We start from the raw sequence: 25,483 nt of genomic DNA, 5'->3' as shown, positions 1-25,483 counted from the left end.
ACACCCGACCAACGCGGGTGTGGAGCGGTCGGTTCCCGGAGGGAGGGGTCCGGTCGATTGCCGATGCGCCGGAGGTCTGTTCCCCACCCCCGGCTCAGGGCGTCATTCAGGCCTTACTGGCAGGCCAGGCACTCGTCATAGTCGGTGCGGGCGGCCGAGAAGAGGTCGGGCTGGTTCGGATCGACCTCGGTCCCTTCGGCCTCGGCCTTGTCGTCGGCGCCGGCGAAGGCCGCGCGCTGGACCGACTTGGACCGCAGGTAATACAGCGACTTCACGCCGGTCTCCCAAGCGCGCCAGTGCAGCATGTGCAGGTCCCACTTGTTGACGTCGCCCGGGATGAACAGGTTGATCGACTGGGCCTGGCAGATTTCCGGCGAGCGGTCGGCCGACAGTTCCACGACCCAGCGCTGATCCAGTTCAAAGGCGGTCTTGAATATCCCCTTCTCGTCGTCGCTCAGGATATCGAGGTGCTGGACCGAACCCTCATGCTCGAGGATCGAGGACCAGACGCCGGCGGTGTTCTGGCCCTTGGCCTCCAGAACCTCTTCCAGATAGGGGTTCTTGACCGCGAAGGAGCCCGACAGGGTCTTGTGAGTATAGATGTTGGCCGGGATCGGCTCGATGCCGGCGCTCGTGCCGCCGCAGATGATCGAGATCGAGGCGGTCGGGGCGATGGCCAGCTTGTGCGAGAACCGCTCCATGACGCCACGCTCGGCGGCGTCCTCGCAGGCGCCCTTCTCCTCGGCCAGCAGACGGCTGGCCTTGTCGGCCTCGCGACGCAGGTGCTTGAACAGGCGCATGTTCCACGACTTGGCCATGGCGCTTTCGAAGGCCACGCCCTGCTGCTGCAGGAAGGAGTGGAAGCCCATCAGGCCCAGGCCCACCGAACGCTCGCGCTTGGCCGAATAGACGGCCGCCTTCATTTCTGGCGGGGCGCGGCGGATGAAGTCCTCCAGGACATTGTCCAGGAAGCGCATGATGTCCTCGATGAAGCGGGGCTCCTCGCGCCACTCCAGGAATTTCTCGGCGTTGACCGACGACAGGCAGCAGACGGCGGTGCGGTCGATGCCCAGGTGGTCGCGGCCCGTGTGCAGCATGATTTCCGAGCACAGGTTGGACTGTTTGACCTTCAGGCCCAGGTCCTTCTGGTGCTGCGGCATCTGCCGGTTCACCGTGTCGGAGAAGATCAGATAGGGCTCGCCGGTCTGCAGGCGGATCTCGAGGATCTTCTGCCACAGCGAGCGGGCGTCCACGACCTTGAGCACTTCGTCGTTCTTGGGCGAGCGCAGGCCGAACGAGCCGCCGGCCTTCACGGCCTCCATGAACTCGTCGGTGATGTTGATGCCGTGGTGCAGGTTCAGGGACTTGCGGTTGAAGTCGCCCGAGGGCTTCCGGATTTCGAGGAACTCCTCGATCTCGGGGTGGTGCACGTCCAGATAGACGGCGGCCGACCCGCGGCGCAGCGAGCCCTGCGAGATCGCCAGCGTCAGCGAATCCATCACGCGGATGAAGGGGATGATGCCCGAGGTCTGGCCCGCGCCCTTGACCTTCTCGCCGATGGAGCGGACGCCGCCCCAGTAGGTGCCGATGCCGCCGCCGTTCGAGGCCAGGGCGACGTTCTCGTTCCACACGGACTGGATGCCGTCCAGCGAATCGCCGACCGCGTTCAGGAAGCAGGAGATGGGCAGACCGCGGTCCGCGCCGCCGTTCGACAGCACCGGCGTCGAGGGCATGAACCACAGCTTCGACATATAGTCATAGACGCGCTGGGCGTGGTCGGCGTCGTCCGAGAACGCCGTCGAGACCCGGGCGAACATGTCCTGGTAGCTCTCGCCCTTCAGCAGGTAGCGATCCTCCAGCGTCTTCTTGCCGAAATCGGTCAGCAGGTCGTCGCGCGACCGGTCCAGTTCCAGCGACCGAACCACGGACAGCTGCGGACGCGTGGCGTCCGTTTCGCCGGAAAGCGTAGCGAATTCCGTGGTCTTGTAAGCCTCTAGGCCAGCCATGATCGTCAACGTCCTGAACAAATGCGCAAGTGAAGCCGCTCAGCGCCGGGACACATCATCTAGTGGCCAAAGCGCTCCCCGAGCCCACATATAGGGCGCAGATGCCTAACGAGCCGTCAACGTCTTGACGCTCACTTCTCAGGCGAATCAGACGAAAGACAGGGGGCAACGCTGTGGAAAGCGTGCGTGAAGGCCGTGACGCGGGGATGACGGGGGAGGCTTCGCCGGAATCACGAACTCGTGAATCGAATCGGCGCCTGAATCGACAGTGAAAAGTTTCCGGAACGGCGCCCCAGCTTGACCGTTCACGGACCATGCCGACACCAAATGTGATCCCCTTCGCACGCCGCGCCCTGACCCTGGCGCGAACCGAGATCGCGGCCCTCGCCGCATTCGCCATCATCGCCCTGTGCGCCGCGACCTTCGCCGATCTGGCGGAGGATTCGCGCGAGGCCGACAGTCAGGGTTTCGACCTGGCGATCCTGCACGCGCTGCATCCCTATGCGAGCGATCCGGCGCGCCCGCTGGGACCGCCCTGGGCCGGGATCGTGGCGGCCGACATCACCTCCCTGGGCAGTACGGCGCTTCTCGTCCTGTTCGCCCTGATGGCGGTCGGCCTTCTGCTGATGCTGCAAAAGCGGTTGTCGGCCCTGTTGCTGGTCGTCGGCCTGGCGGGCGGGCTGGCGCTGTCCGAAGGGCTGAAGGCGGTGTTCGAGCGGGCGCGACCGCCCGTGGAGTATCAGAGCGTCCACACCCTCAACGCCAGCTTCCCGTCGGGCCACGCCCTCCTGTCGGCGGTCTTCTATCTCAGCCTCGGCGTCATGCTGACGCGCGCCTTTCCGCGCCGACGGCTCAAGGCCTACGTCATGGGCATGGCGATCGTGATGACCTTGCTGGTCGGGCTCAGCCGCATCTACCTGGGCGCCCACTGGGCCACGGACGTCTTCGCCGGCTGGAGTGTCGGCGCCGCTTGGGCCATGGCCCTGTGGCTGGTCTCCTACGCCGTCGCCCGGCGCCAGCAGCGTCACCATGCGGCGCTTCAGGATCAGGCGGCGCCTGCGGTCGAGGCGCCGGCGACTTGAGGCCTGAAAGGAAAAACGGGCTCCGCACGGCCTGACAATCCTCGTGCGGAGCCCATTCCGTCCGGGGTGGGGCCTCCGTGCGGTGACTGAAAGCTCCGCCATTCCGCCCCGCCCGCCAATGGGGTCAGACGTACCACTCCGAATGGAGGGGGGCTGAAGCGGCTCCCGGCCCTCCCTCCCGAACTTGCGAGTCGCTCTCGCTTGCCTCGATGCTGCGCCGCACCGTAAAGGCCGCCCTGTCATTGGGGAGTAGCCGCCCGCATCTCCAGCGGGGCTCGCGTCAACAGACTTCGGTTCGCTTCGGCGCATCGATGGCGCGGACAGGATTCTCTCGACCCTCAAGCAGCGAGGCGCCGCGCGCCGAGCGATAGGGTCAAAGGAATCCCTGGCAAGACCTTTGGCTTTCGCGCTGGCGAACCTCTGCGGGGTCGTCTGGCGTGCGAGCCTTTCGTCTTGTCCACGACCCCGCCCGAGTGACGACCCATGGAACCCATCCTTATTTCGACCGGCCTGGTCGCGATCGCCGAGATCGGCGACAAGACCATGCTGCTGGCCATAGCCCTGGCCGCCACCTGGCGACGGCCCGTCCCCATCATCCTCGGCATTCTGGTCGCGACCCTGTTCAACCATGCGCTGGCGGCCCTCGCCGGCACACTGGCCGCCCACTACCTGTCCGGCCCGTGGATGAAGTGGATCATCGGCTTCGCCTTCCTGGCCTTCGCCGGCTGGGCCCTGATCCCCGACAAACTCGACGAGGACGAAGGGACGGTGAAGCCGCATCGTACCTCTCTGGCCATCTTCTGGGCCACCACCGTCGCCTTCTTCCTCGTGGAGATGGGCGACAAGACCCAGATCGCCACGGCGGGTCTGGCCGCGCGGTTCGAGAACCTGCCTCTCGTGGTCATTGGGTCCACGCTCGGCATGATGCTGGTCAACGGCCCGGCGGTCTTCATGGGCGAGGCGGCCGCCAAACGCCTTCCCTTGAAGTATATCCGCATGGCGGCCGCGGCCGGTTTCGCCCTGACGGGCCTGTGGATCCTGATCGCGGGGTAAGGTGAGCGAACCGCTTCTCTCGATAGACGACGTCTCGGTTACGCGCGGCGACGCGGTCCTGCTGGACCGCGTCAGCCTCTCGGTCGCCGCTGGCGCCCACACCGCCATCCTCGGCCGCAACGGCTCGGGCAAGTCGACCCTCGTCCGGCTGATCGCCCGCGATCTCTATCCGGCCGGGGGCGGAGAGGGGGTGCGCATCTTCGGCGAGAGCCGCTGGGACGTGTTCGAACTGCGCAAGCGCCTCGGCATCGTCTCCCCGGCGCTGCACGCAGACCTCGCGGGAGAAGAGTCTCTGGAGGTGATGGACGCCGTCCTGTCCGGCTTCTTCGCCGCCCGGGGGCTGTGGCGGCATCACAAGGTGTCGCCGGAGATGCGCGCCGCCGCCGTCGAGGCGCTGGAGCGGATGGGCGCCTCAAACCTGATCGGGCGGCGCATGGCCACCCTGTCGACGGGGGAGGCGCGCCGCGTCCTCATCGCCCGCGCCCTGGTCCACCGCCCCCAGGCCCTGTTGCTGGACGAGCCCTGCGCCGGCCTCGATCCGGCCACGCGCCGCCGCTTCCTCGACGCCCTGCGCGGCGTGGCGTCTTCCGGGACCACCCTCATCATGGTCACCCACCACGTCGAGGAGATCCTGCCCGAGATCGACCGGCTGATCCTGCTGCGCGAGGGGCGGGTGCTGGCGACGGGGACGAAGGCGGAGGTGCTGACCGATCCCGTCCTGACCGACCTGTTCGGCTTGGAAACGACGGTCGCGCGGCGCGGCGACTGGTATCGCGCCGATCTGGACTGACCCGTCTCTCTAGGCCGACCCGCTGACCCCGCGCGGCCCGTCGTCCTCCCCCCAGGTCCGCCAGCGCAGCATCCAGTCCTCGCCCTGCCGCAGCAGGGTTTCGCGCGCGGTCAGGCTTTCCTCGCGGATGGCGCGCTCGAAACAGCGGCGGGCGCGTTCGCGGCATTGTGTGGCGGTCAGGGGCGGTTCGTGCATGGCGTCGAAAGGCGGCGGCCTTTTCCTTGTGCGACCCGGCGGCGGAACCCGATCGCCTGCAAAACCCGGTCAATCCGCCCCGGGTTCCACCTGAGCGCGATCCCGGGGTGGTAAACAGCTGTCATCACTCAAGGCTATGGGCGCCTCCATGGAAACCGTGACGGTTCCCCTCCCGGCCGTTTCCGGGCTAGGAACGGCCCGCACGCAGAACGGACTTTCTCGATGACGACCTTCGCCCCCTTCTCCGACTGGCTGGCCGGCCAGGATGCGCCCGAGGCCCTGAAGACGGTGGTCGCGGCGGTGGCGGAAGAGTGCGTGGCCATCTCCCGCGTGGTGTCGCTGGGCGCCCTGGCGGGGGCTCTCGGCGTCGCCGGCAGCGTCAACGTCCAGGACGAGGAGCAGAAGAAGCTCGACGTCATGACCAACGACATGCTGACCGACCGGCTCAAGGCCTGCGATCCCGTCGCCGCCGTCGGTTCCGAGGAGATGGACCTGATCGAGCCCACCGGCCGTCAGGGTGGCTATCTGGTCACCTTCGATCCGCTGGACGGCTCGTCCAACATCGACATTAACGCCCCCGTCGGCACCATCTTCTCCATCCTGCCGGCGCCCGGGGGCCGCGCCCCCGCCGAGGCCGATTTCCTGATCGGCGGCCGTCATCAGGTCTGCGCCGGCTATGCCGTCTACGGCGCCCAGACCATGCTGGTCCTGACCATCAACGAAGGCGTCACGGGCTTCACCCTCGACGATCAGGGCCAGTGGCGCCTGACCCATCCCGACATCCGCGTGCCCGCCGACACGAAGGAATTCGCGATCAATATGTCGAACCGCCGCCACTGGGCCGAGCCGGTGCGGCGCTATATCGACGCCGCCCTCGCCGGCAAGACGGGCCCGCGCGGCAAGGATTTCAACATGCGCTGGGTCGCGGCCATGGTCGCCGACGTCCACCGCATCCTGATGCGCGGCGGCGTCTTCCTCTATCCGTGGGACCAGCGTGAGCCCGACCGCCCCGGCAAGCTGCGCCTGCTCTATGAAGGCGCGCCCATGGCCCTGCTGATCGAGCGGGCCGGCGGCAAGGCCACCACCGACGGCACCACCCCCATCCTCGACGTCGTCCCGACGAAGCTCCACGACCGCGTCGCCGTCGCCCTGGGCTCGGCCAATGAGGTCGACGCCATCGCGGCGGCCTGACCGCCTTTCACGGTCCTGTGTTTCAAAACTGGAACAATGACACCGTTGGCATCTGAAATTTAACTTCTGCGTGCGATCAGTGCCTTAGGTTCGCAGTTGGGAGGGACCGGATGCACGGTCGCTGGCGACTGTTCAGACATGACGCGGGGCAGGCCTCGGGGCCGCCGCCCTGGGCCTATGTGGCGATGTTCGCCGCCTGTGTGCTGGTCGGCATCTGGAGCGCCCGGACCTACAACGCCGTGGTCATCTGGCCCGCCAATGGCGTCATGCTGGCCGCCGCCCTGCAGTTGCACAAACGTCAGGCGATCCGCGTCCTGGCCGCCTGCTTCGTTCTCAACATCATCGGCAACGTCGTGCGCGGCGATCCCCAGCCCTTCCTGTGGCTGAACGCCGTGCTCAATCTGGGCGAGGCCTGCCTGGCCGCCCTGATCGCGCGCCGGGTCTGCGGCGCCGCCCTCGACCTGCGCCGGCCCAAGCGCCTGGCCAATTTCGCCCTGATGGCGGTGGTCCCGGCGGTGCTGATGTCAGCCTTCGCCATCCTCAGCGTCGTCGCCCCGATGCGCGACTACACCCTGCCGATCTTCCTGTTCACCCTGCACCGCTTCTTCGACATGGAGACCCTGGGCCTGCTGCTGGTGGCGCCGGCCCTGCTGCTGATCGCCAAGTCGCACCGTTTCCGCTCCACCGCCCCGGCGGGCCGGATCGAGACGGCGGGCCTCGTCACCCTGCTACTGGCCGTCACCGCCGCCTGCTTCTTCCAGAACACGGCGCCGTCCGCCTTCCTGATCTTCCCCTTCCTGCTGCTGGTCTCGTTCCGCACGGCCCCGACCTGGGTCGCCGTTTCGATGGTCGGGGTCGCGATCATCGCCGCCGCCGCCACCGTCACCGGCCACGGCCCGGTCCTGATGACCCGCCTGCCGCACATCGCGGGGCTCGAGGCCGTCCCGCCCCTGCTGCGCCAGCTGACCGTCTATTACATGTTCCTGCTCGGGGTGATCGTCACCGCCCTGCCGGTCTCGACCGCCATGTCCGAGCGCCGCCGTCTGATCCAGCGTCTGGAGCGCCGCAGCGACATCGCCCAGCAGGCCCGCCGCCGCGCCGAGGAGGCCGACGCCGCCAAGTCCCGCTTCCTGGCCCTGATGAGCCATGAGATGCGCACCCCGCTGAACAGCGTCACCGGCTATGCCGAGGTCCTGATCCGCCGCCCCGACCTCGACCCCGTGGCCGTCGACCAGCTGGGCCATATCCAGCGTTCGGGCGACGCCCTTCTGATGCTGGTCGAGGATGTGCTGGAGATTTCGCGCGGCGACGACGCCCTGTCCCTCGCCCCGCTCTGCCTGTCCGACGTCATCGCCGTCGCCGCCGCGCCCAGCCGGATCGCGGCCGAGGACAAGGGGCTGAGCCTGACCGTCGACATCCGCCCCGATGCCGCCCTGATGTTCACCGGCGACCGCCGCCGCCTGCGGCAGGCCCTGCATCACCTGATCTCCAATGCGGTCAAATTCACCGAGCGCGGGACCGTCTCCATCTTGGCCGACCGGATCGACGGCGAAGTCCTGATCGCCGTCACCGACAGCGGCTGCGGCCTCGACACGGCCGGCGCCGACCGCCTGTTCGAAGCCTTCGTCCAGGGCGACGATTCCATCAGCCGCACCCATATCGGCGCCGGCATCGGCCTGAGCCTGGTCCAGCGTCATGCGGCCCTGATGGGCGGTTCGGTCGTGGTCGACAGCCGCCTCGGCGACGGCGCCACCTTCACCCTGCGCCTGCCGCTGGAACCGGTCGAAGGCGCCGCCGCCCAGACGCAGACGCGCGCTACGCCCGCCCCGGCGGAAATCGCCGAGGACGACGACTATCCCGCCGCCGCCCCCCGCATCCTGGTCGTCGACGATCACCCGGCCAACCGCGAGGTCGCCCGTCTGATGCTGGCCGCCGTCGGCTGCGAGACGGCCGAGGCCTGCGACGGCGACGAGGCCATCGCCATGGCCGCGACCCAGGATTTCGACCTGATCCTGATGGATGTCCGCATGCCGCGCGTCGACGGTCTGGCCGCCACCCGCGCCATCCGCGCCGCTGGCAACACCGTGCCGATCCTGGCCGTCACCGCCGACGCCATGCCCGAGGACGCCGCCCGCTGCCTCGCCGCCGGCATGGACGACCACCTGCCAAAGCCCATCTCCCACCACGCCCTCTATGCGGCGATGGAGCGGCTGCTGTCCGGCGACCGCGCGGAGCCTGCGACGGCTGAGGAAGCCGAAGCGGCCTGATGCTGCGGCTCGAGCGGGCATCGGCGCTGGTCTGGCTCGTCTCGCTTCTCTCCCTGCTGATTCTGGCAGGCTGTTCCTCGCCGCCCGCGCCCGACCCGGCCAATCGTCTCCCCCGTCCGGTGCTCACCACGGTGACCTATCTGGGCGCGTCCGGCGTGCTGCAGGTCCGGACCTACAGGACGGCCATCAGGGATTCGGGCGACTTCCTCGATCCTGAACCTCTCGCGCGACTACGGGCCGTGGCCCGAACCGGCGCCGAGGTCGCCTATCGGGATCATGACGCGCGCTTCGGCGGCGGGGAGGCGTTCCGTCGTTTCGTCCGGCGGTCGGACGGACTGATCGTGCCGGGCGCCCTGACGCCCCTGGGGCCTGTGGCGACGATCGAAACCCAATGGCCGCCATTCGACCCGGGCTTCGGCGGGCCTAGCTTCCTGACCCCGGGGTGCATTCCACATGGGGTCGCGCACCTTCGCCATGGCCGTGCGCGACGAGAGATGCACCGACGGGTGCCTGTTCGAGGATCGTTGGCATGCGGCGGGAACCTCGGCGAGCGTCGCGCGGCCCGAGGTCGTGGCCCCGGCCCTGAAAGGCTGCGTCTTCGTCTTTCGCTACCTTGTCTGCGACGTGCCTCCGGATGTGGTGGCCTTCGCCATCGAGGAACAGCTGGGCGATGCGCGGTCGTTCTTCGTCATCTTCGACCTTGCCGCCATCCCGTCGGAGCAGGACCCGCAACGCTGTCTGAACATGCGGATCACCGACCAGCGGAAGTTCGATCACTATTCAGAGGTGGACGTGAATTCCGGCGCCTGCATGGAGCGCGTCCGCGACCTGGTCTTCCGCAGCCGGTCCGAGCGCCCTCCCGTCGAGGCGCCCGGCTTCAGCCTGACGGACGAGATCTAGCGCTCTTCCCCCTCGGCGAACGGCCAGCGTCCGCTCCAGAAGGCCTCCAGTTCCGGCAGGTCATCCACCCGCCTCACCACCTCGGCCATCCTCGGTGCGACCTCGGCGAAGCGTTTGCGGCGCGGGCTCCAGCGGCTGACGGCGGTGACATAGAGGTCCAGCACGCTCACCCGATCGCCCATGAGGAAGCCGCCCGGTTCAATCGTCGGCGCGATCTGGCTTTCCATCGCGGCCCAGCAGTCGGCGACCCGCTCCGAGGTCCGTTTCAGCATCAGCTTCTGAACGGCCTCATCCTCCCCGACCAGCCGCGAGGGCACGTCGCGCACCCAGTACATCGAATAGATGGCCGCCGGGATGAAGCTCATCCAGCGCAGGAACTGGCCCCGGCGCGCGTCGCCGGGCCCGGGCGCCAGCCCCGGCTCCGGATGGCGTTCGGTCAGCCACAGCAGGATGGCCGCGCTCTCGGTGAGCGTCTCACCGTCCGGGGTCATCAGGGCCGGGATCTGCCGCATGGGATTGACCACCGCGACCTTGTCCCGCTCGGCGTCGCTCTCCCAGGTCACCGCCTCGATGACCCGGAACGGCTGCTTCATCAGCGTCAGCGCCGCCTCGACCGGCATGGAGCCGGATCCGGCCGCGCCATAGACCACATACTCTCCGGTCATCCTCGCCTCCCTGTCTGCGCCCAGTCTAACGCCGTTTCGACGGTTCGGGCGCCGGGCCGATTTGGCCGACGCGCGCAATTCGCCGCGCCAATGCCGGTGAATTCCCGGGTTTGCGCGTTTCGAAGGCCCTTCGGCGCGACCGGGCCGGAGGCGGGGCGATGATCGGATCATGACCCAGTCCGACACTCCCGCCCGACCCGCGTCCCGCACGCCTCCCGAAATCTGGGCGGCCGCCCGCGACGACTATCTCGCCGGCGACAGCGCTCCGGTCGTGACCGAGCGCTACGGCTTGTCCCTGCGCAGCTTCCAGCGTCGCGCCGGAATCGAGGGTTGGCGACGCGCGGACATTTCCGTTCCGTCTCCGCGCGACGCCCCGATCTGGAGCAGGGGCCTGACCAAGGCTCAGCTCATCGAGATTCATCCCGAACTTGGCGATATCGAGGAGGCGCGCGCCGAGGAGGTCTTCCAACTCCTGTTCGAACCGTCAGCCGTCGATCTCCGCCGTTTCGCCTTCCGCCGTGCGGCGGAGCTGGCCGCTACCGATTCGCCGCGTCAGGCGCTGGTTTGGATGCGGCTCGTTCAAATGCTTGACCGCCCTGGCGAACGGATTGATCGGGAGAGTTCGGTCTTCACCCCGGTCGATCATCTCCGATCCGCCTTCCTGCGCCGGATGGAGGCGGACTTCGGGCCGGGCGACGATGCAGTAGAGGTTCCACTCACGGAGTGAAGTGGCGGTGTTTGGCGGTGTGGCGGTGTTTTTCGGACCGCCAAACGGCTCAGCTTCCGGTTCGGACGGTCCCCAAACCATCCCCAGCCCATCGTCTTAACCTTTGGATAAACACGCTAGATATAGCGTCTCGTACGAAAGTGATCGCAACATAGCCGCTTTGGGTCTTGGCGCCGTGGCGATCAAACCGCATGGTGAATCCCAGTCCACGGAATCGTTCGAAAGCCTCCCCGATGAACGCGCACGCCATCATCAAGCCCGGCACGCCCGGCCTGCTGACCTCCTCGGCCGCCTACAAGCCGTTCCGCTATCCGTGGGCCTTCGACATGTGGAAGAAGCAGCAGCAGGTCCACTGGATGCCCGAGGAAGTGCCCCTCGGTGAGGACATGAAGGACTGGGCCGTCAATCTGAACGACAAGGAGCGTAATCTGCTGACGCAGATCTTCCGCTTCTTCACCCAGTCGGACATCGAGGTCGCGGACAACTACATGGAGCGCTACGGCCGGGTGTTCAAACCGACCGAGGTCAAGATGATGCTCTCCTCGTTCGCGAACATGGAGACCATTCACATCGCGGCCTATGCCCTGCTGCTCGAAACCATCGGCATGCCCGAGAGCGAGTTCGGCGCCTTCATGGAATATGAGGCGATGCGGGCCAAGCACGACTACATGGGCCAGTTCGGGGTGGAGACCGAGGCGGACATCGCCCGGACGCTCGCCATGTTCGGCGGCTTCACCGAGGGGCTTCAGCTGTTCGCGTCGTTCGCGATGCTGATGAACTTCCCCCGCCAGAACAAGATGAAAGGCATGGGCCAGATCGTCAGCTGGTCGGTGCGCGACGAAAGCCTGCACTGCGACGGCATCATCAAGCTCTACCACGCCTTCAACAAGGAAACGGGCTGCGTCACCCCGGCCGTCGCCGACGACATCGTCCAGTGCTGCGAGACCGTGGTCGGTCTGGAAGACAAATTCATCGACCTGGCCTTCGAGGCCGGCGAGGTGAACGGCATGACGCCCGAGGACATCAAACAGTACATCCGCTTCATCGCCGACTGGCGCCTGCGCCAGCTGAAGCTGCCCGAGCTCTACGGCATCAAGGAAAACCCCCTGCCCTGGCTGCAGTCCCTGCTGTCGGGCGTGGAGCACGCCAACTTCTTCGAAGCCCGCGCCACCGAATACTCCAAGGCCGCGACGCAAGGCAGCTGGCACGGCGCCGACGGCGTCTGGGGCGAGTTCGACAAGATGATGGCCCGCCGCGACATGAGCCACGTTCCGGGATAGGCTTTACTCACCCTCTCCCTGCGGGAGAGGGCTTGAGCGCACGGCGGCTTTGGCCGTCGTCCTTGCGCGAAAGGGTGAGGGGCTCCAGCGTGAACAGGTGAGGGCATAACCCCTCACCCTCCCGCCGCCCCGCGTCGGGCCCCTCCCTCTCCCTCCGGGAGAGGGGAAAGGACAGCAGATGACCCCTTTGAACACCGCCCTCATCGGCTACGGCTTCGCCGGCAAGACCTTCCACGGCCCGCTGATCTCGGCCTGTCCCGACCTTCGCCTCCACACGGTCGTCTCGACCCGGCCCGAGGCCGTCCATGCCGACTGGCCCGAGGCGCGCGTCGTCCCCGACCTCGCCACGGCCCTCGCCGACCCCGATATCGATCTGGTGGTCATCGCCACCCCCGACGCCCTCCACGCCGAACAGGCGCAGGCCGCGCTGAACGCCGGCAAGGCGGTGGTGGTCGACAAGCCCTTCGCCCTCAGCCTCGACGACGCCCGCCGCGTCGTAGACCTGGCCGAGCGGAAGGGCCTGTTCCTCTCCGTCTTCCAGAACCGCCGCTGGGACGCCGACTTCCTCGCCCTCAAGGCCGGGATCGCCTCGGGCCGCCTCGGCCGCATCGTCACCTATGTGAGCCATTTCGACCGCTATCGCCCCGTGGTCCGCGACCGTTGGCGCGAGGCCCCCGGCGCCGGGGTCTGGCAGGACCTCGGCCCCCATCTGATCGATCAGGCCCTCAATCTGTTCGGCCGCCCTCAGGCGATCAGCTGCGACCTCGCCATCCAGCGCGACGGCGGCCTGTCGCCGGACCGGGCCCATGCGACGCTGCGCTATGACGACGGCCTGCGGGTCGTGCTCAACGCCGCCATGCTGATCGCCGCCCCCGACGTCCGCTTCGCCGTCCACGGGACGAAGGCCAGCTTCCTCACCTCGGGCCTCGACCCGCAGGAGGATCAGCTGAAAGCCGGCATGGCTCCGGGCGCGCCCGGCTGGGGCGTCGATCCCTCTCCCCCGACGATCGTCGAGGGTGAGACGGGCGAACGCACCTCCGCCCCCGGCCCCGCTGGCGACTATCCCGCCTACTACTCGGCCGTGGCGAAGGCCGTGCGCGGCGAAGGCCCCAACCCGGTCCCGCCGTCGGAGGCCCTGATGGTCATGGAGGTGCTGGAGGCCGGCATGATCAGCAGCCGCGAAGGCCGGGAGGTCGCCCTCTAGATCCCGGCGTACCATTCATAGCCGCGGTCGGGCCAGTAACCGCCCTTGCCGCCCTCGATATGGTCGAAGCTCGTGACCGCCTCTATCCGCCTGATGTACTTCGCGTGCTTGTAGCCCAGCTGCCGCTCGACCCTCAGCCTCAGGGGCGCGCCGTGCGGGACGCCCAGGACCTCGCCGTTCATGTCGTAGGCGAGGATGGTCTGGGGGTGGCGGGCGTCGATCAGGTCGATGCTCTCATAGTACCGGGGCCCGTCCTCGGTCTGGGTCAGGGCGTCGAAACAGTGGAAGACGATGTATCTGGCCTCTGGCTTGAGGCCGGCCTCGTCCAGCAGGGCCGACAGCTTCGCCCCCGACCACTGGCCGATCGCCGTCCATCCCTCGACGCAGTCGTGTTTGGTGATCTGGGTGCGGGCGGGGCGGGTCCGGAGCTCGGCCAGCGAGAGGCTCAGGGGCCGCTCGACCAGACCGCCGATCTCCAGCCGGTAGTCGGCGAAGCCGTTGGCCTTGAGCGCCAGATAGTCGGCCGCCGCCGGGTCGATGGAGCCGTTGGGCCGGAAGTCGCGGGAGATCTGGCTGGGTTCGTACTCCGGGGCCAGGGCGTCGCGGGGCAGGATCAGTCGTTGGGCCGCCTTCGTCAGGCTCTCGGCCGAGACCAGCAGCCGGGTCCCCAACTGCGACCCGCGCTCGCAGGCCGACAGGGCCATGACTCCGGCGGTGGCGAGCGCCCGGACCAGCCAGCTGCGGCGGCTGAGATTACTCACGGTCGGCCTCCTCATTGGAAGGCTCGATCACGAACCAGCCGGTGATCATGGCCCGCATGTTGTTGAACAGGCCCGTCCAGATCACCAGCGCCACATGGACCAGAAGGAAGAGGAGGATCAGGCTCGCCGAGATGAAATGCAGGGTCCGCGCCGACTGCCGCCCGCCCATCAACTCCAGCAGGATTCCGCCGATGGCGTTGAAGCCCGGCGACATCGACAGACCCGTGATCAGCATCATCGGCAGGACCACCAGCACCATCGCCGCATAGGTCAGCTTCTGGATGACATTGTAGGCCCGGGCCTCGTCATCCTTGGGGAAGTGCAGGCGGGCGTGTTCCTTCACCGAGGGCCAGAAGCCTTTCAGGTCCTGCCCCGTTGGCCAGAGCCGCGTCTGGAACCGCCGGGTGATGAAGCTGAAGGCCAGCCAGACCAAGCCGTTGATCACGAACAGCCAGGCGAAGAAGAAATGCCAGCGCCGGGCGGTCGCCAGGTCCCGGCCCTGAGGCAGCAGCAGCCAGTCGGGGAAGGTCGGGATGTCCAGCCACGGCTCGGCGAAGGTCGACTTCAGGCCCCAGTAGAGATGCGGATGGGCCAGAAGGATGTTGGCCCCGCTCATCAGCAGGACGATCACCGCCGTCGCATTGATCCAGTGCCCGACGCGGACCCAGATCGGATGCCGGTACGTGTCGGTGCGGCCACCCGGCAGCGGACGGTCTTCATGGGATGTGGAAGCGGGGGCCGGGGCCTCGGCGGGTGCGTCGTCGACAGTCTGATCCGTCATCGAGGCCTCCCTGCCCGTGCGTCTTCGAAGACTACGCCGGGATGCCGAAGGAGGTTACCCCTATTCGTCTTCCCCGAAGCGGGTGGCGACCAGTTCGTTCAGGGCCTCGATGGCCTCGGCGGCGTCGGCGCCCTCGGCCGAGATGTCGATGGTGCAGCCGTTGCCGGCGCCCAGCATCAGCAGGCCCATGATCGACCGGGCGTCCACCGTGGTGCCGTCGCGCGTGACCTGGATCTCGGATTCGAAGCTGGAGGCCAGCTTGACGAACTTGGCCGAGGCCCGGGCGTGCAGCCCCCGGGTGTTGCAGATGTTCGCGGTGGCCGAGGATGTGGGCATGCAGGGATCCCTATTTCTCGCCCGCCAGAACCCAGGAGGCGACCGAGATGTATTTGCGTCCGGCGTCCTGGGCGTGAGCGACGCAAGCTTCCAGCGTCTCGCGCCCGCGCACGCTGGCCAGCTTGATCAGCATTGGCAGGTTCAGTCCGGCGATGACCTCGGCGTGGGTCTGTTCCATCACCGAGATGGCGAGGTTGGACGGGGTGCCGCCGAACATATCGGTCAGCAGGATGACGCCCGAGCCGTCATCGACGGCGGCGGCCGCGTCGACGATGTCGCGCCGGCGGCGCTCCATGTCGTCTTCGGGGCCGATGCAGATGGCCGCGACGCCCCGTTGAGGGCCTACGACATGCTCCATGGCCGCCAGGAATTCGGAGGCGAGCCCTCCGTGGGTGACGATCACCAGCCCGATCATGAAGGCTTCACCAAACTACGCCCCCCGGCCGCAAGTCTCGCGTCTGTCCGCCGGGAAGGGAGCCCCGACCGGACCGCAAGCGGGCCTAGATAGAGGAAACCGGCGCCGGTTTAAAGCGGTGCGACATCAAGCCCCGCGAGTGTGGCCTTCAGGGCCGCCTCCACGGTGTTGGCGGCGGACACCGGGCGGGTGTCCAGAACCAGGCGGGGCAGGGTCAGGCCGCAAACGGTCGTGGTCTCCGGCAGGGGCAGGCGTTCGACCGGCTCGGGCCCGCAGCGGACCACCAGGGCGATCCGGGCGAGGGGGCGTGCGGACGAGGGGACGATGCCCAGCCCCCGGGCCTCGATCCGACCGGCGATGCGCTCGGGCGCCCTGGCCCAGACCGCGCCGCCCGAGGCCCAGACCTCGCAATAATCGTCGGCGACCAGCCGCCAGCCGAGACCGATCAACCGCAGGGCGAGGTCGCTCTTGCCCGAGCCCGAGGGCCCGGTCAGCAGGACCCCGCTCCAGCCCCCACCCGCACCGGAAAGGGGGCCGAAGCGGGCGACGGCCGTGGCGTGGATGGGGCCAGTTTGGGGGGAGGTCATGGAAAGACCTTAGCCGCGCCGGATGACAGCCAGATGGGTGGTCGGCAGATCGACCCGGAAGCGGGCGCCGGCGACCGAGCCGTCGGCGGCGAGGCGGTTCTCGGCGGTGACGCGGCCGCCGTGGGCCTCGACGATCTGGCGCACGATCGACAGGCCCAGGCCGGAGTTCGCCCCGAAGACCGTGCCCTTGGGCCGGGAGGTGTAGAAGCGTTCGAACACGGTCTCGAGGTTGTCGGGCGGGATGCCGGGACCGTCGTCGTCGACGGTCACGCTGAGCGCCCGGGTCGGATCGGCCTCGTTCCTGTGCAGTTCGACGCGGACCTCGCCGCCCGTCGGACTGAACGAGCGGGCGTTGTCGATCAGGTTGCGGAACACCTGCCCCAGCGGCCCGTCGCGGCCCAGCACCCGGGTGTCGCCGGTCCCCGGGGTCAGGACCACGCTCGCCTCGCCAGGCTTGGCGGTGGTCTCGTAGATGCCGACGATGTCGCCGATCAGGACGTTGAGGTCGATCGGCCGCGGACGGTCGCGCGACAGTTCGGCGTCGAGCCGCGAGGCGTTGGAGATGTCGGTGATCAGCCGGTCCAGCCGTTTGACGTCGGCCTGCAGCAGGGCGGTCAGCCGGTCGCGCTGGCTCTGGTCCTTGACCAGATCGAGAGTTTCGAGCGCCGAGCGGATCGAGGTCAGGGGGTTCTTGATCTCGTGCGAGACGTCGGCGGCGAAGGCCTCGATGGCGTCCATCCGGTCCGAAAGGGTCTCGGTCATGCTCTCCAGCGAGCGGGCCAGGTCGCCGATCTCGTCCTTGCGGCCCTCGAGGTCGGGCAGGGAGATGGCGCGGGCGCGGCCCTGTTTGACCTCGTCGGCAGCGGCCGAGAGCCGCATCACCGGCCGGGCCACGAACAGGTGCAGCAACAGCGACGCCAGCAGGTTCACCGCCAGGGCCACCAGGGCGAAGGGCGTCAGGGCCCGGCGCTGGGCCCCCAGAATCTCGTCGACGTCGCCGGCCTCCAGCGTCAGGACGCCCAGAATCTTTTGCACGTGGCGAACAGGGATGGAGACCGAGACGACACGGTCCCCGGTTTCCGACAGGCGCACCTCGGCCTGGGGTTCGCCCTTCAGGGCGCGCTCGACCTCGGCGGTGAGGGCGGCTTCGGCCTTGCGGACCGTGGCGGCGTTGCGCTGATCGGCCTTGGCTGTATCGGGCGCGGGCGTCCCGGCCGGCCGGGCCGGGGGCAGGGGCGCGCCGGGGATGGTCTCGGTCACCGTGTAGCTGTCGAGGAACAGCAGGCCGTCGGCGTCGTAGAGGCGCGCCCTCTGGCCTTCGGGAATGAAGATGTCCCGCAGCAGGCCCGGGGTCTTCTCGATGTTGAACTGGGGGATCGGCTCCCCGACCGTATATTCCTTGTCCGCCAGCACATTGGCCAGAAGCTCGGCCTGGGCGATCAGGGTTTCCTCGCGCGCCTCCACCAGGCCGCGCCGCCATTCGTTGAGCAGCAGGGCGCCGCCGAACAGGATCAGCAGGCTGAGCAGGTTCAGGACGAGAATCAGCCCGCCCAGCCGCGATCCGCCGAAGCGTTTCAGGCGGCGGGGCGCGGCCTCGTCGGGCTCCCGACCGGTTTCAGCTCTCGCGGTATCGATATCCGACGCCATACAGGGTCTCGATGGCGTCGAACTCGTTGTCGACCACGCGGAACTTCTTGCGCATCCGCTTGACGTGGCTGTCGATGGTGCGGTCGTCGACATAGACCTGATCGTCGTAGGCGGCGTCCATCAGGTTGTCGCGGCTCTTCACGAAGCCCGGGCGCTGGGCCAGGGCCTGAAGCAGCAGGAATTCGGTGACCGTCAGCTTGACCGGCTTGCCGTCCCAGGTGCTCTCGTGACGGGCCGGGTCCATGACCAGCTTGCCGCGGCGGATGGCCTTGCCGGAAATCTCGGCCGAGGGCTCGGGCTCGCCGCCGTCGGCGCCGGTGCGGCGCAGCAGGGCCTTGACCCGCTCGATCAGCAGACGCTGGCTGAACGGCTTGTGGATGTAGTCGTCGGCGCCGAGGTTGAAGCCGAGGATCTCGTCGATCTCCTCGTCCTTGGACGTGAGCATGATGACCGGGATCTGCGAGGTCTGTCGCAGGCGACGCAGGACTTCCATCCCGTCCATTCGCGGCATCTTCACATCCAGGATAGCGAGATCGGGCGGGGTGTTTTCCAGGGCCTCAAGGCCGGTAGCCCCGTCGTGATAGGCCGTGATCTTGTGGCCGTGGCTTTCGAGCGCCAGGGACACGGAGGCGACGATGTTCTCGTCGTCATCGACCAGGGTGATATTGGCCAAGCGAGGCCTCCTCAAATCGTGGGCGTTCAATCGGTTCGACCCGATCAACGCACTTCAAGCGTAACCGTTCGACTGTAATCGCGGTGACATTACGGCCACAGGCCATCGGAACCAAGCGTTTAGGGGCGCAACCTCGCCTTAAAGCCTCTGTGCGAGGATGGCGGAATGGCCGGACCTGTCCATTACGAGATCTATATCCGCAAGACGGCGCCCTCGCCCTGGACCCTGTCCATGGCGACCGAGGACCGCAAGAACGCGATCGACACCGCTGAGGATCTGATGCGCGACCGTCAGGCGGTGGCGGTCAAGGTCACCAAGGAGACCCTCGATCCGGACACGATGGAGTTCAACACCGTCGTCCTGATGACCCGGGGCGCGGCCGAGCCGCCCAAGAAGAAGGTCGCGGAAATCGACACCGGTCCGGCCTGCAAACAGCCGGGCGACCTCTATACGCCGCATGCGCGCGAACTGGTCGGGCGGGTGCTGGAGGACTGGCTGACGCGCAACGGGGCTACGCCCTATGAGCTGCTGCACCGGCCGGATCTGGTCGAGAAGCTGGAAGCCTCGGGCGTCGAGGTCCAGCACGCCCTGCAGAAGATCGCCATTCCCGAGGCCCAGGCCAACGGCATGGCCACGCACGACCTGATCCGCCACTACCAGAAGCTCACCGGACAGGCGATGGAGCGGGTCATCACCGCAGGCCGCCGCAATCTGTTCTCCAACCTTGCCGACCATTCCCTGGCCGACATCGCGCACCGGATTTCGGGCGCGCCGGACCGGGCCTTCATCATCGGCGGCGTGATCTGCGGCGCCCTGGTCGGGGTCAAGGGCGCGCGGGCGCGGCTCGGCGCCCTGATGGATCTGGCCGATCGGGCGCCGCCGTCGGGACCGCCGCGCGCCCTGGTTCTGGTCGGCCTTGAACAGATCCTGTGCGAGCTGTTCGCCAGCCGGGCCAACCTCGCCGAAATCCTTGGTCCGTCGCTGGACCAAGGCGGCAGCATGGCCGCCATCGTGCGCATGGTGGCGCCGCGGGAGATCGACGCCCTGGTCCGGGCCGACGCGCGCCTGTCCCTGCTGATGCCCATCGTCGACGGCCCCGCCGCCCGGCTGGGCGAGCATCTGGCGGCCGGCGAATTCCCGATCCTGGCCGCCTCACTGGCGCGGATGGTGTTGCGCGAGCTGATGGGGCCGCGTCGCCTGCGCCCGACCGACCCTGTCGGTGAGATCGACATCCTGCGCACCCTAGCCATGTCCCTGACCGCGACCGCGGGGCGTCTGTTGACGATGGACGAGGTCCAGAACGCTTTCATCGAACGCTCCAAGAGCCTGGTCACCGCCGATTTCGTCGGCGCCTATGTCAGCCTGTGCGAAACCGTGCTGTGCGAGGCCGAGACCCTGACGCGGCTGTGCGAGAACGTCACGGGGGCGGCCAACAAGCGTTCGGCGGCGCGCTGGTTGGTGGCCTGCGTGACCTCGCTGCGGTTCGAGACCGAGATGCGCGCCTCGAGCGTGCGACCGACCCAGAAGCTGCATGTCCTGGCGGGCCTGCAACGCTCGGTGCGGGCCAGCGCCCTGGCCGAACACGACGAGATCCAGATCTGCACCGCCATCGGCGAGGTCGGCGGCGTGGTCGAGGGCGAGACGAAGCTGGCGGCCCAGCTGGCTCGCGCCGCGGCGCCCGCCCCGCAGAAGCTGGCGGCCCTGCTGCGGCTCGCGGCCGGTGAGACGGCGCCCTTCGGCCCCGCCGCCGACCGGGCCAAGGCCGAGGCCATCCGCCTGTTCCGGGCGCCGGACACCCGTGTGGCCCTCGGCGCCGCCCCGGAAGCGCTGGGCGAGCTCAAGGGGCTGATGAAGTCGGCGGGGCTTGCCGCCTAGGACGCGACCTCAGTCGAAGATGTCGAAGATGCTGTCGCGCTTCTTCTTCCTGTAGTGGTCGCGGTCGTCGTGGCGATAGCGGTCGTCGCGTCGGTGATCATCGCGCCTGTGGTCGTCACGATATCCGGATCCGCCGCCACCCCAGGGCTGGGTGGGCTGCTGAGGGGGCGGGGCATAGGCGGGCTGGGCCGGCGCCGCGGCGCGACCGTCCGCGGTCGCGGCCTCCATCAGCTTCTCCAGCTCTCCGCGATCCAGCCACACGCCCCGGCAGCTGGGGCACATGTCGAACTGGACGCCGGAGCGCTCCATGGTCTGCATGGCGGATGAATCATTGGGGCACATCAGCAGGGGCATCGTCGGTCCTCTTGTGAACGGGGTTCGGGACGCCCGGCGAAAGATCAAGCCATGGGGGACAAGCATCCGCCGGGCGCGCCCGATGCGGTCCGACATCGCGTCCGCTTCCGGATCCGCGCAACGCACTGGGGGGACAGCCGTGGGCGTGATCGATCCGGAAGACGACGCCAGAGGGGCCCGTCCCGCATCTGAAAGTTAGGAAGCCGGGATCAGCCCGCCAATCCGGCGAGAGGTCGCGCGGCGGGAGGTCGCAGGCAGGGATTCAGCAGTTCTGGCCCGCGACCCAGCCTGACGACCAGGCCCACTGGAAATTATAGCCGCCCAGCCAGCCGGTGATGTCCACTGCCTCGCCGATGAAGAACAGGCCCGGGACAGTGGTGGCGGCCATGGACTGCTGGTCCAGGGCGGCGGTGTCGATCCCGCCCAAAGTCACCTCGGCGGTGCGATAGCCTTCCGAGCCGACCGGCTTGACGGTCCAGCCGTTCACGGCGGCCCCGAGGGCCTGAAGCCTGGCATTGCCCAACTCGGCCAGCTTGCCCTCCCGGCCCGGCGTTTGCAGGCCTTCGCGCTGCAGGATCGAATCGGCCAGCCGGCGCGGGATGATGTGGCCGAGCGCGGTCGCCAGCGCCTGTTTGCCGTTGGCCTCCTTGGCGGCCTTCAGCGCCTCGAACACCTTGACGCCGGGGGCCATGTCCACCCGGACGGCCTCGCCCTCACGCCAGTAGGAGCTGATCTGCAGGATGGCCGGGCCGCTCAGCCCCCGGTGGGTGAACAGCATGGCCTCGGTAAAGGCGGGCGCGTCCTTCTTCTCCGCCGAGACCACGGCGTCGACCGCGACCCCGGCCAGCGGCAGCAACTGTTCCAGCAGTCCCGTCTCGAAGGTCAGGGGCACGAGGGCGGGGCGGGTCTCGGTGACCCGCAGGCCGAACTGGCGCGCCACATCATAGGCCCAGCCGGTCGCCCCCATCTTGGGGATCGACTTGCCGCCGGTCGCCACGACCAGAGAGGCCGCGCGGATAACGGACCCATCCGACAGCCGGGCCTCGAAGCCGTCGCCGGACCGCGTGACCGCATCGACGCCGGTGTTGAGCTTCAGCGTCGCCCCCGCCGCGCGCAGGTCGTCGACCAGCATGCGGATGATCTGTTTGGCGCTGTCGTCGCAAAACAGCTGCCCGAGCGTCTTCTCATGCCAGGCGATGCCCGCCTGATCGACGCGCTTGATGAAGTCGTGCTGGCTGTAGCGCTTCAGGGCCGAGGCGGCGAAACGCGGGTTCTCGCCGAGGAAGTTGGCGACCGTGGTCCCGGTGTTGGTGAAGTTGCAGCGGCCGCCGCCCGAGATGCGGATCTTTTCGCCCGGCGCCCGGGCGTGATCGACGACCAGAACCCGGCGTCCCCGCCGCCCGGCCTCGATGGCGCACATCAGCCCTGCCGCCCCCGCCCCGACGATCAGGACGTCAACGGTCTCAGCCACCTGCCTTGGCGTCCATGGCCTGACGGATCAGGGCGAAACATTCGGCGGCGATGGCCTCGGGCGTCTTCATGCCGTCGGCGTCGGCGACTTCGACGATGGCCCAGGGGCCGTTCACCTGACGCGTGGCGATGCTGGAATAGGCGTCGGAGACCCGCTGCTGATAGGTGTCGTCGGCCTCGAAGGCGTCACGCGTCGCCGAGGTGTAGGAGCGGGCCGCCTTCTTCGCCACCCACTGGGCCGCGATCTCGGGGTCGATCCGCATCAGGATGTTGAGGTCGGGCTTGGGCACGCCCAGCCGTCCGTACTCATAGTCGAACAGCCAGGTCAGGAAGGCGTCGCGCTCGCCCTCGGGCAGACGCACCATCTGGAAGGCGGCGTTGGACAGGACATAGCGGTCGAACACCACCACATCGACCTCGGGCATGGCCGAGGTCAGGAAGGTCTCGGCCCGATCCAGCGAGAACAGGCTGGCGAGATAATAGGCTGAATCGACCTTCACCTCGCCGTTCAGCACCGCCTGGACCGCATGGGCGGCGGCGGTCTTGCCGTAGTTGGGGAAGCTCTGGGTCGCGACCGTCAGCCCCGCCTCTTCCAGAAGCGCGCAGACAGCCCGCGTCGCGGTCCCCTTGCCGGAACCGTCAATGCCTTCGATCGCAACCATAATCATGCCCGGACGGTTAGCCGCCGGGGCGCGGATCGGCAACCGTGCCATAGGTCAGAGGCTGTGGAGAGGTCGAGACCTCGTCGCTCAAGCAGCAAGGCTCCGCGAGCCTGGCTTTAGCGACACTCAGGTCAGTGAACGGAAACGGGCGCCAGTTCGTGCGCCACGGCGGCGGCGAAGGCGGTCTCGCGGTCCAGCATCACGGCCAGGCGTTCGCCATTGGCGCTATGCACCGCATAGAGGGTCTGTTCGGGATCGATCTCGAGGCCGCGCGCATCCTCGATCTTGGCGTCGCCCATCACGTCGGCGGCGCTGATCTCGCGCACATAGACGAGGTCCGGGGCGCCCAGACCGGCGAAAGCTTCCTTGGTCATAATCATCGTCGGCGTCATCTGACCGCCTCCTTCAAAACTGTAACGCCCGGGGGAGCGGACGGTTCGGCGCTGTTTTCACGCCGGAAAATGCGCGTCTGGACTCAGCCCGCGCGGATGGGAATGCGCTGAACGACCTTGGCGTCGTCGGGGCGGACCAGATCGACGTGCAGCAGGCCGTGCTCCAGTGAGGCGTCCTCGACCTCCAGACCATCGGCCAGGACAAAGCTGCGCACGAAGCCGCGCGCCGCGATGCCGCGATGCAGGAAGGCCTGATCGACCTTGCCCGCGTCCTCGCGCTTGCCGGCGATGGTCAGCTGGCGGCCTTCGAGGGTGATGGTCAGGTCGTCGGGGGTGAAGCCGGCCACCGCCAGGGTGATCCGCACCTCGTTGTCGCCCCGTTGCTCCACATTATAAGGCGGATAGCTCTCGGCCGCGGCCTTGGCGGCGCGGTCGATCAAGGCGCGGGTCTGGTCGAAGCCCAGAAGAAAGGGGCTGTCGAACAGGATGGTACGCGTCGTCATCGGTCAGTCCTCAAACAAGCGACTGTGGAACCGGACCCTCCCGTGAGCGGCGAGGACCGGCGGTCTCTCCGATATGGCGCCGTTTTCGTCCGTATCAAGCGTCAGTCGATGGGTGAGGGCGGCTTCGTTGACGCCCCGGGAGCTGCGCCTCACAACCGGCCGAGGACTCGCCGAGAGGATTCTATGACCGACAGCCCCGCGCCCGCGTCGAAGGCCGGCCCCCTCGCGGGGGTGCGCATTATAGAGTTCGACGCCATCGGCCCCGTGCCTCTGGCCGCGATGATCCTGGCCGACATGGGCGCCGAGGTGGTGCGGCTGGCCCGGCGCTCGGGCGCCGCCTGGGCCGAGGTCGGCGGCGCGGTCCTGAATCGGGGGCGGCCGCACATCAGTGTCGACCTGAAGTCGCCCGAAGATATCGAACAGGTCCTGCAGCTGATCGACCGCGCCGATGCGGTGATCGAGGGCTTCCGGCCGGGGGTGATGGAGCGGCTGGGTCTGGGCCCCGAGATCTGCCGGGCGCGCAATCCGCGTCTGGTCTATGCGCGCATGACCGGCTGGGGTCAGACAGGGCCTCTTGCCGACCGGGCCGGCCACGACATCAACTATATCGCCCTGACCGGAGCGCTTCACGCCATGGGGGGCGCCGATGCGCCGCCGCCCGTGCCGCTCAATCTGGTAGGGGACTATGGCGGCGGGGCCATGTTCGCCGTCGCCGGACTGCTGGCCGCCATTATAGGGGCGCGCACGACGGGCCGGGGTCAGGTCGTCGATGTGGCCATGACCGACGGCGTCGCCGCCCTGACCGCCATGTTCCATGGCCTGGCGGCGCAGGGAATGTGGAGCGAGGCGCGGGGGACGAACCTGCTGGACGGGTCCAAACCCTTCTATCGCTGCTACGCCTGCGCTGACGGACAGTATGTGGCGGTCGGCGCCCTGGAGCCGCAGTTCTTCGCCGCCCTGCTGGCCGGCCTCGGGATCCCGGCGGACCGGTTCAGCCAGTATGACCCCTCCGGCTGGGGAGATATGGAAGCCGTCTTCGCCGCCGCCTTCGCGACCCGGAGCCGTAATGACTGGGAGGCGGTCTTCGTGGGAACCGACGCCTGCGTCTCGCCGGTGTTGAGCTTCACCGAAGCCACGGCCCATCCGCACAACGTCGCCCGGGCCACCTATGTGGAGACGGGGGGCGTGACCCAGCCCGCGCCGGCGCCGCGATTCTCGGACCTTCCGGCCGATATTCGCACCGAAACGGCCGGCGAACGGGCTTTCGACGAATTGCTGGCGCGCTGGAAAGCCTGAGCCTGCGGGCCCGGAGCGGTCTGTCCACAGAGCTGCGCACAGGCGATCTTCTGAAACCTCGAAGATTGCGGTTGACCCGTTCCGGGGGTTTCCCTAGATAGCCCCTCCCGCCCAGCGAACGGCCCCCGACGCCGTTCCCGAGCAAGTCTCGGGACCGGTTGACAGGCTGTTGTTTGAGGGGCGGGATTGAGGAACGAAAGTTTTTCAAGAAAAGGCTTGCAAGGCTGATCTTGAAGGACTAAATCGCCGCCTCCGCCGAGATCGGGCGCTAAACGATTGGGCCGCTTCGGTGGTTCTCGGGTCTTTGACATTGTTGATTTGGAAAGAGAAACGCAGGCGGCGGTGTTCTTGCGGTGGTTAGAGACCACCAC

26 protein-coding genes and 1 riboswitch are annotated in these 25,483 nt (G+C 68.0%); of the genes, 11 read left to right on the top strand and 15 right to left on the bottom strand.

The window, feature by feature from the left end; translation table 11 throughout:
• Positions 1-113 precede the first annotated feature (113 nt).
• The gene (locus AC1ROD_RS18395; RefSeq protein ID WP_492949706.1) at positions 114-2,006 is read right to left on the bottom strand and encodes a ribonucleoside-diphosphate reductase subunit alpha; all 1,893 of its coding nucleotides are present in this window, start codon (positions 2,004-2,006) and stop codon (positions 114-116) included.
• A gap of 329 nt (positions 2,007-2,335) precedes the next feature.
• On the opposite strand from AC1ROD_RS18395, the gene AC1ROD_RS18390 reads away from it, so the two are divergent.
• The 3 genes from AC1ROD_RS18390 to AC1ROD_RS18380 all read left to right on the top strand — a co-directional run bounded on the left by AC1ROD_RS18390 (position 2,336) and on the right by AC1ROD_RS18380 (position 4,931).
• Entirely contained in the window at positions 2,336-3,088 is a 753-nt protein-coding gene (locus AC1ROD_RS18390) for a phosphatase PAP2 family protein (RefSeq protein WP_492949705.1), read from the top strand.
• 232 nt (positions 3,089-3,320) lie between these two features.
• Positions 3,321-3,474: riboswitch (yybP-ykoY riboswitch) on the top strand.
• A 97-nt stretch (positions 3,475-3,571) separates the two neighbouring features.
• A complete protein-coding gene (locus tag AC1ROD_RS18385; protein WP_492949704.1) occupies positions 3,572-4,141 on the top strand; it encodes a TMEM165/GDT1 family protein in 570 nt (189 codons plus the stop codon).
• A 1-nt stretch (position 4,142) separates the two neighbouring features.
• The gene (locus tag AC1ROD_RS18380; RefSeq protein ID WP_492949703.1) at positions 4,143-4,931 is read left to right on the top strand and encodes an ABC transporter ATP-binding protein; all 789 of its coding nucleotides are present in this window, start codon (positions 4,143-4,145) and stop codon (positions 4,929-4,931) included.
• A gap of 9 nt (positions 4,932-4,940) precedes the next feature.
• Here the strand turns inward: AC1ROD_RS18380 and AC1ROD_RS18375 are convergent, their stop codons facing one another.
• Positions 4,941-5,126 (bottom strand): hypothetical protein, encoded by a 186-nt coding sequence (locus AC1ROD_RS18375; RefSeq protein ID WP_492949702.1) that lies wholly within the window; start codon positions 5,124-5,126, stop codon positions 4,941-4,943.
• A 222-nt stretch (positions 5,127-5,348) separates the two neighbouring features.
• Here AC1ROD_RS18375 and AC1ROD_RS18370 point away from each other — a divergent pair, with 222 nt between their 5' ends.
• The 3 genes from AC1ROD_RS18370 (at position 5,349) to AC1ROD_RS18360 (ending at position 9,484) form a co-directional block, all read left to right on the top strand.
• Positions 5,349-6,317: a class 1 fructose-bisphosphatase gene (locus tag AC1ROD_RS18370; protein WP_492949701.1), complete on the top strand. Its 969-nt coding sequence runs from the start codon at positions 5,349-5,351 to the stop codon at positions 6,315-6,317.
• 110 nt (positions 6,318-6,427) lie between these two features.
• A complete protein-coding gene (locus AC1ROD_RS18365; RefSeq protein ID WP_492949700.1) occupies positions 6,428-8,584 on the top strand; it encodes a response regulator in 2,157 nt (718 codons plus the stop codon).
• A 453-nt stretch (positions 8,585-9,037) separates the two neighbouring features.
• Positions 9,038-9,484: a hypothetical protein gene (locus AC1ROD_RS18360; protein WP_492949699.1), complete on the top strand. Its 447-nt coding sequence runs from the start codon at positions 9,038-9,040 to the stop codon at positions 9,482-9,484.
• On the opposite strand, the gene AC1ROD_RS18355 is transcribed toward AC1ROD_RS18360, so the two are convergent.
• Positions 9,481-10,149 (bottom strand): glutathione S-transferase family protein, encoded by a 669-nt coding sequence (locus AC1ROD_RS18355; protein WP_492949698.1) that lies wholly within the window; start codon positions 10,147-10,149, stop codon positions 9,481-9,483. The genes AC1ROD_RS18360 and AC1ROD_RS18355 overlap by 4 nt on opposite strands.
• A gap of 169 nt (positions 10,150-10,318) precedes the next feature.
• Here AC1ROD_RS18355 and AC1ROD_RS18350 point away from each other — a divergent pair, with 169 nt between their 5' ends.
• The 3 genes from AC1ROD_RS18350 (at position 10,319) to AC1ROD_RS18340 (ending at position 13,360) form a co-directional block, all read left to right on the top strand.
• Positions 10,319-10,876 (top strand): hypothetical protein, encoded by a 558-nt coding sequence (locus AC1ROD_RS18350; protein ID WP_492949697.1) that lies wholly within the window; start codon positions 10,319-10,321, stop codon positions 10,874-10,876.
• A gap of 233 nt (positions 10,877-11,109) precedes the next feature.
• Positions 11,110-12,156 (top strand): ribonucleotide-diphosphate reductase subunit beta, encoded by a 1,047-nt coding sequence (locus AC1ROD_RS18345; protein WP_492949696.1) that lies wholly within the window; start codon positions 11,110-11,112, stop codon positions 12,154-12,156.
• A 178-nt stretch (positions 12,157-12,334) separates the two neighbouring features.
• A complete protein-coding gene (locus tag AC1ROD_RS18340; RefSeq protein ID WP_492949695.1) occupies positions 12,335-13,360 on the top strand; it encodes an oxidoreductase in 1,026 nt (341 codons plus the stop codon).
• Here the strand turns inward: AC1ROD_RS18340 and AC1ROD_RS18335 are convergent.
• The 7 genes from AC1ROD_RS18335 to chvI all read right to left on the bottom strand — a co-directional run bounded on the left by AC1ROD_RS18335 (position 13,357) and on the right by chvI (position 18,560).
• Positions 13,357-14,121: a molybdopterin-dependent oxidoreductase gene (locus AC1ROD_RS18335; protein ID WP_492949694.1), complete on the bottom strand. Its 765-nt coding sequence runs from the start codon at positions 14,119-14,121 to the stop codon at positions 13,357-13,359. The genes AC1ROD_RS18340 and AC1ROD_RS18335 overlap by 4 nt on opposite strands.
• On the bottom strand, positions 14,114-14,902 hold the full coding sequence (locus AC1ROD_RS18330; protein WP_492949693.1) for a cytochrome b/b6 domain-containing protein: 789 nt from the start codon (positions 14,900-14,902) through the stop codon (positions 14,114-14,116). Before AC1ROD_RS18330 ends, AC1ROD_RS18335 begins: the two co-directional genes overlap by 8 nt.
• Before the next feature lie 60 nt (positions 14,903-14,962).
• On the bottom strand, positions 14,963-15,238 hold the full coding sequence (locus AC1ROD_RS18325) for an HPr family phosphocarrier protein (protein ID WP_492949692.1): 276 nt from the start codon (positions 15,236-15,238) through the stop codon (positions 14,963-14,965).
• Positions 15,239-15,248: 10 nt separating this feature from the next.
• The gene (locus AC1ROD_RS18320; protein WP_207870070.1) at positions 15,249-15,653 is read right to left on the bottom strand and encodes a PTS sugar transporter subunit IIA; all 405 of its coding nucleotides are present in this window, start codon (positions 15,651-15,653) and stop codon (positions 15,249-15,251) included.
• A 110-nt stretch (positions 15,654-15,763) separates the two neighbouring features.
• The gene (locus tag AC1ROD_RS18315) at positions 15,764-16,240 is read right to left on the bottom strand and encodes an HPr kinase/phosphorylase (protein WP_492949691.1); all 477 of its coding nucleotides are present in this window, start codon (positions 16,238-16,240) and stop codon (positions 15,764-15,766) included.
• A gap of 9 nt (positions 16,241-16,249) precedes the next feature.
• Positions 16,250-17,887, bottom strand: coding sequence for a two-component sensor histidine kinase ChvG (gene chvG / locus AC1ROD_RS18310; protein ID WP_492949690.1), 1,638 nt, complete (start codon positions 17,885-17,887; stop codon positions 16,250-16,252).
• Positions 17,856-18,560 carry a two-component response regulator ChvI gene (gene chvI, locus AC1ROD_RS18305; protein WP_492949689.1) on the bottom strand — a complete coding sequence of 235 codons (705 nt, stop codon included), beginning with the start codon at positions 18,558-18,560 and terminating at the stop codon, positions 17,856-17,858. The genes chvG and chvI overlap by 32 nt, the downstream gene beginning before the upstream one ends.
• 165 nt (positions 18,561-18,725) lie before the next feature.
• Here chvI and AC1ROD_RS18300 point away from each other — a divergent pair, with 165 nt between their 5' ends.
• Positions 18,726-20,435 (top strand): hypothetical protein, encoded by a 1,710-nt coding sequence (locus AC1ROD_RS18300; protein ID WP_492949688.1) that lies wholly within the window; start codon positions 18,726-18,728, stop codon positions 20,433-20,435.
• A 9-nt stretch (positions 20,436-20,444) separates the two neighbouring features.
• On the opposite strand, the gene AC1ROD_RS18295 is transcribed toward AC1ROD_RS18300, so the two are convergent.
• From AC1ROD_RS18295 to AC1ROD_RS18275, 5 genes are all read right to left on the bottom strand, one after another.
• Positions 20,445-20,789, bottom strand: coding sequence for a TFIIB-type zinc ribbon-containing protein (locus AC1ROD_RS18295; RefSeq protein WP_492949687.1), 345 nt, complete (start codon positions 20,787-20,789; stop codon positions 20,445-20,447).
• A gap of 262 nt (positions 20,790-21,051) precedes the next feature.
• Complete coding sequence (locus AC1ROD_RS18290; protein WP_492949686.1) at positions 21,052-22,260, bottom strand: BaiN/RdsA family NAD(P)/FAD-dependent oxidoreductase; 1,209 nt, start codon at positions 22,258-22,260, stop codon at positions 21,052-21,054.
• On the bottom strand, positions 22,253-22,927 hold the full coding sequence (locus AC1ROD_RS18285) for a nucleoside/nucleotide kinase family protein (protein ID WP_492949685.1): 675 nt from the start codon (positions 22,925-22,927) through the stop codon (positions 22,253-22,255). The genes AC1ROD_RS18290 and AC1ROD_RS18285 overlap by 8 nt, the downstream gene beginning before the upstream one ends.
• Positions 22,928-23,052: 125 nt before the next feature.
• Entirely contained in the window at positions 23,053-23,313 is a 261-nt protein-coding gene (locus tag AC1ROD_RS18280; protein ID WP_207870084.1) for a DUF1150 family protein, read from the bottom strand.
• Positions 23,314-23,396: 83 nt separating this feature from the next.
• Positions 23,397-23,816: an Hsp20 family protein gene (locus tag AC1ROD_RS18275; RefSeq protein ID WP_207870085.1), complete on the bottom strand. Its 420-nt coding sequence runs from the start codon at positions 23,814-23,816 to the stop codon at positions 23,397-23,399.
• A 183-nt stretch (positions 23,817-23,999) separates the two neighbouring features.
• On the opposite strand from AC1ROD_RS18275, the gene AC1ROD_RS18270 reads away from it, so the two are divergent.
• Positions 24,000-25,112, top strand: coding sequence for a CaiB/BaiF CoA transferase family protein (locus AC1ROD_RS18270; RefSeq protein ID WP_492949684.1), 1,113 nt, complete (start codon positions 24,000-24,002; stop codon positions 25,110-25,112).
• Positions 25,113-25,483 lie beyond the last annotated feature (371 nt).

This window comes from Brevundimonas sp. GW821-FHT12E07, assembly GCF_058807035.1.
This window is presented reverse-complemented; position numbering and strand designations above follow the sequence as displayed.

Excerpts from the sequence above, each read along its gene's own strand:
- AC1ROD_RS18395 (WP_492949706.1), bottom strand. The coding sequence starts at position 2,006 with ATGGCTGGCCTAGAGGCTTACAAGACCACGGAATTCGCTACGCTTTCC.
- AC1ROD_RS18385 (WP_492949704.1), top strand. The coding sequence starts at position 3,572 with ATGGAACCCATCCTTATTTCGACCGGCCTGGTCGCGATCGCCGAGATC.
- AC1ROD_RS18375 (WP_492949702.1), bottom strand. The coding sequence starts at position 5,126 with ATGCACGAACCGCCCCTGACCGCCACACAATGCCGCGAACGCGCCCGC.
- AC1ROD_RS18370 (WP_492949701.1), top strand. The coding sequence starts at position 5,349 with ATGACGACCTTCGCCCCCTTCTCCGACTGGCTGGCCGGCCAGGATGCG.
- AC1ROD_RS18365 (WP_492949700.1), top strand. The coding sequence starts at position 6,428 with ATGCACGGTCGCTGGCGACTGTTCAGACATGACGCGGGGCAGGCCTCG.
- AC1ROD_RS18360 (WP_492949699.1), top strand. The coding sequence starts at position 9,038 with ATGGGGTCGCGCACCTTCGCCATGGCCGTGCGCGACGAGAGATGCACC.
- AC1ROD_RS18355 (WP_492949698.1), bottom strand. The coding sequence starts at position 10,149 with ATGACCGGAGAGTATGTGGTCTATGGCGCGGCCGGATCCGGCTCCATG.
- AC1ROD_RS18350 (WP_492949697.1), top strand. The coding sequence starts at position 10,319 with ATGACCCAGTCCGACACTCCCGCCCGACCCGCGTCCCGCACGCCTCCC.
- AC1ROD_RS18345 (WP_492949696.1), top strand. The coding sequence starts at position 11,110 with ATGAACGCGCACGCCATCATCAAGCCCGGCACGCCCGGCCTGCTGACC.
- AC1ROD_RS18340 (WP_492949695.1), top strand. The coding sequence starts at position 12,335 with ATGACCCCTTTGAACACCGCCCTCATCGGCTACGGCTTCGCCGGCAAG.
- AC1ROD_RS18330 (WP_492949693.1), bottom strand. The coding sequence starts at position 14,902 with ATGACGGATCAGACTGTCGACGACGCACCCGCCGAGGCCCCGGCCCCC.
- AC1ROD_RS18325 (WP_492949692.1), bottom strand. The coding sequence starts at position 15,238 with ATGCCCACATCCTCGGCCACCGCGAACATCTGCAACACCCGGGGGCTG.
- AC1ROD_RS18320 (WP_207870070.1), bottom strand. The coding sequence starts at position 15,653 with ATGATCGGGCTGGTGATCGTCACCCACGGAGGGCTCGCCTCCGAATTC.
- AC1ROD_RS18315 (WP_492949691.1), bottom strand. The coding sequence starts at position 16,240 with ATGACCTCCCCCCAAACTGGCCCCATCCACGCCACGGCCGTCGCCCGC.
- chvG (WP_492949690.1), bottom strand. The coding sequence starts at position 17,887 with ATGGCGTCGGATATCGATACCGCGAGAGCTGAAACCGGTCGGGAGCCC.
- AC1ROD_RS18300 (WP_492949688.1), top strand. The coding sequence starts at position 18,726 with ATGGCCGGACCTGTCCATTACGAGATCTATATCCGCAAGACGGCGCCC.
- AC1ROD_RS18295 (WP_492949687.1), bottom strand. The coding sequence starts at position 20,789 with ATGCCCCTGCTGATGTGCCCCAATGATTCATCCGCCATGCAGACCATG.
- AC1ROD_RS18285 (WP_492949685.1), bottom strand. The coding sequence starts at position 22,927 with ATGATTATGGTTGCGATCGAAGGCATTGACGGTTCCGGCAAGGGGACC.
- AC1ROD_RS18280 (WP_207870084.1), bottom strand. The coding sequence starts at position 23,313 with ATGACGCCGACGATGATTATGACCAAGGAAGCTTTCGCCGGTCTGGGC.
- AC1ROD_RS18275 (WP_207870085.1), bottom strand. The coding sequence starts at position 23,816 with ATGACGACGCGTACCATCCTGTTCGACAGCCCCTTTCTTCTGGGCTTC.
- AC1ROD_RS18270 (WP_492949684.1), top strand. The coding sequence starts at position 24,000 with ATGACCGACAGCCCCGCGCCCGCGTCGAAGGCCGGCCCCCTCGCGGGG.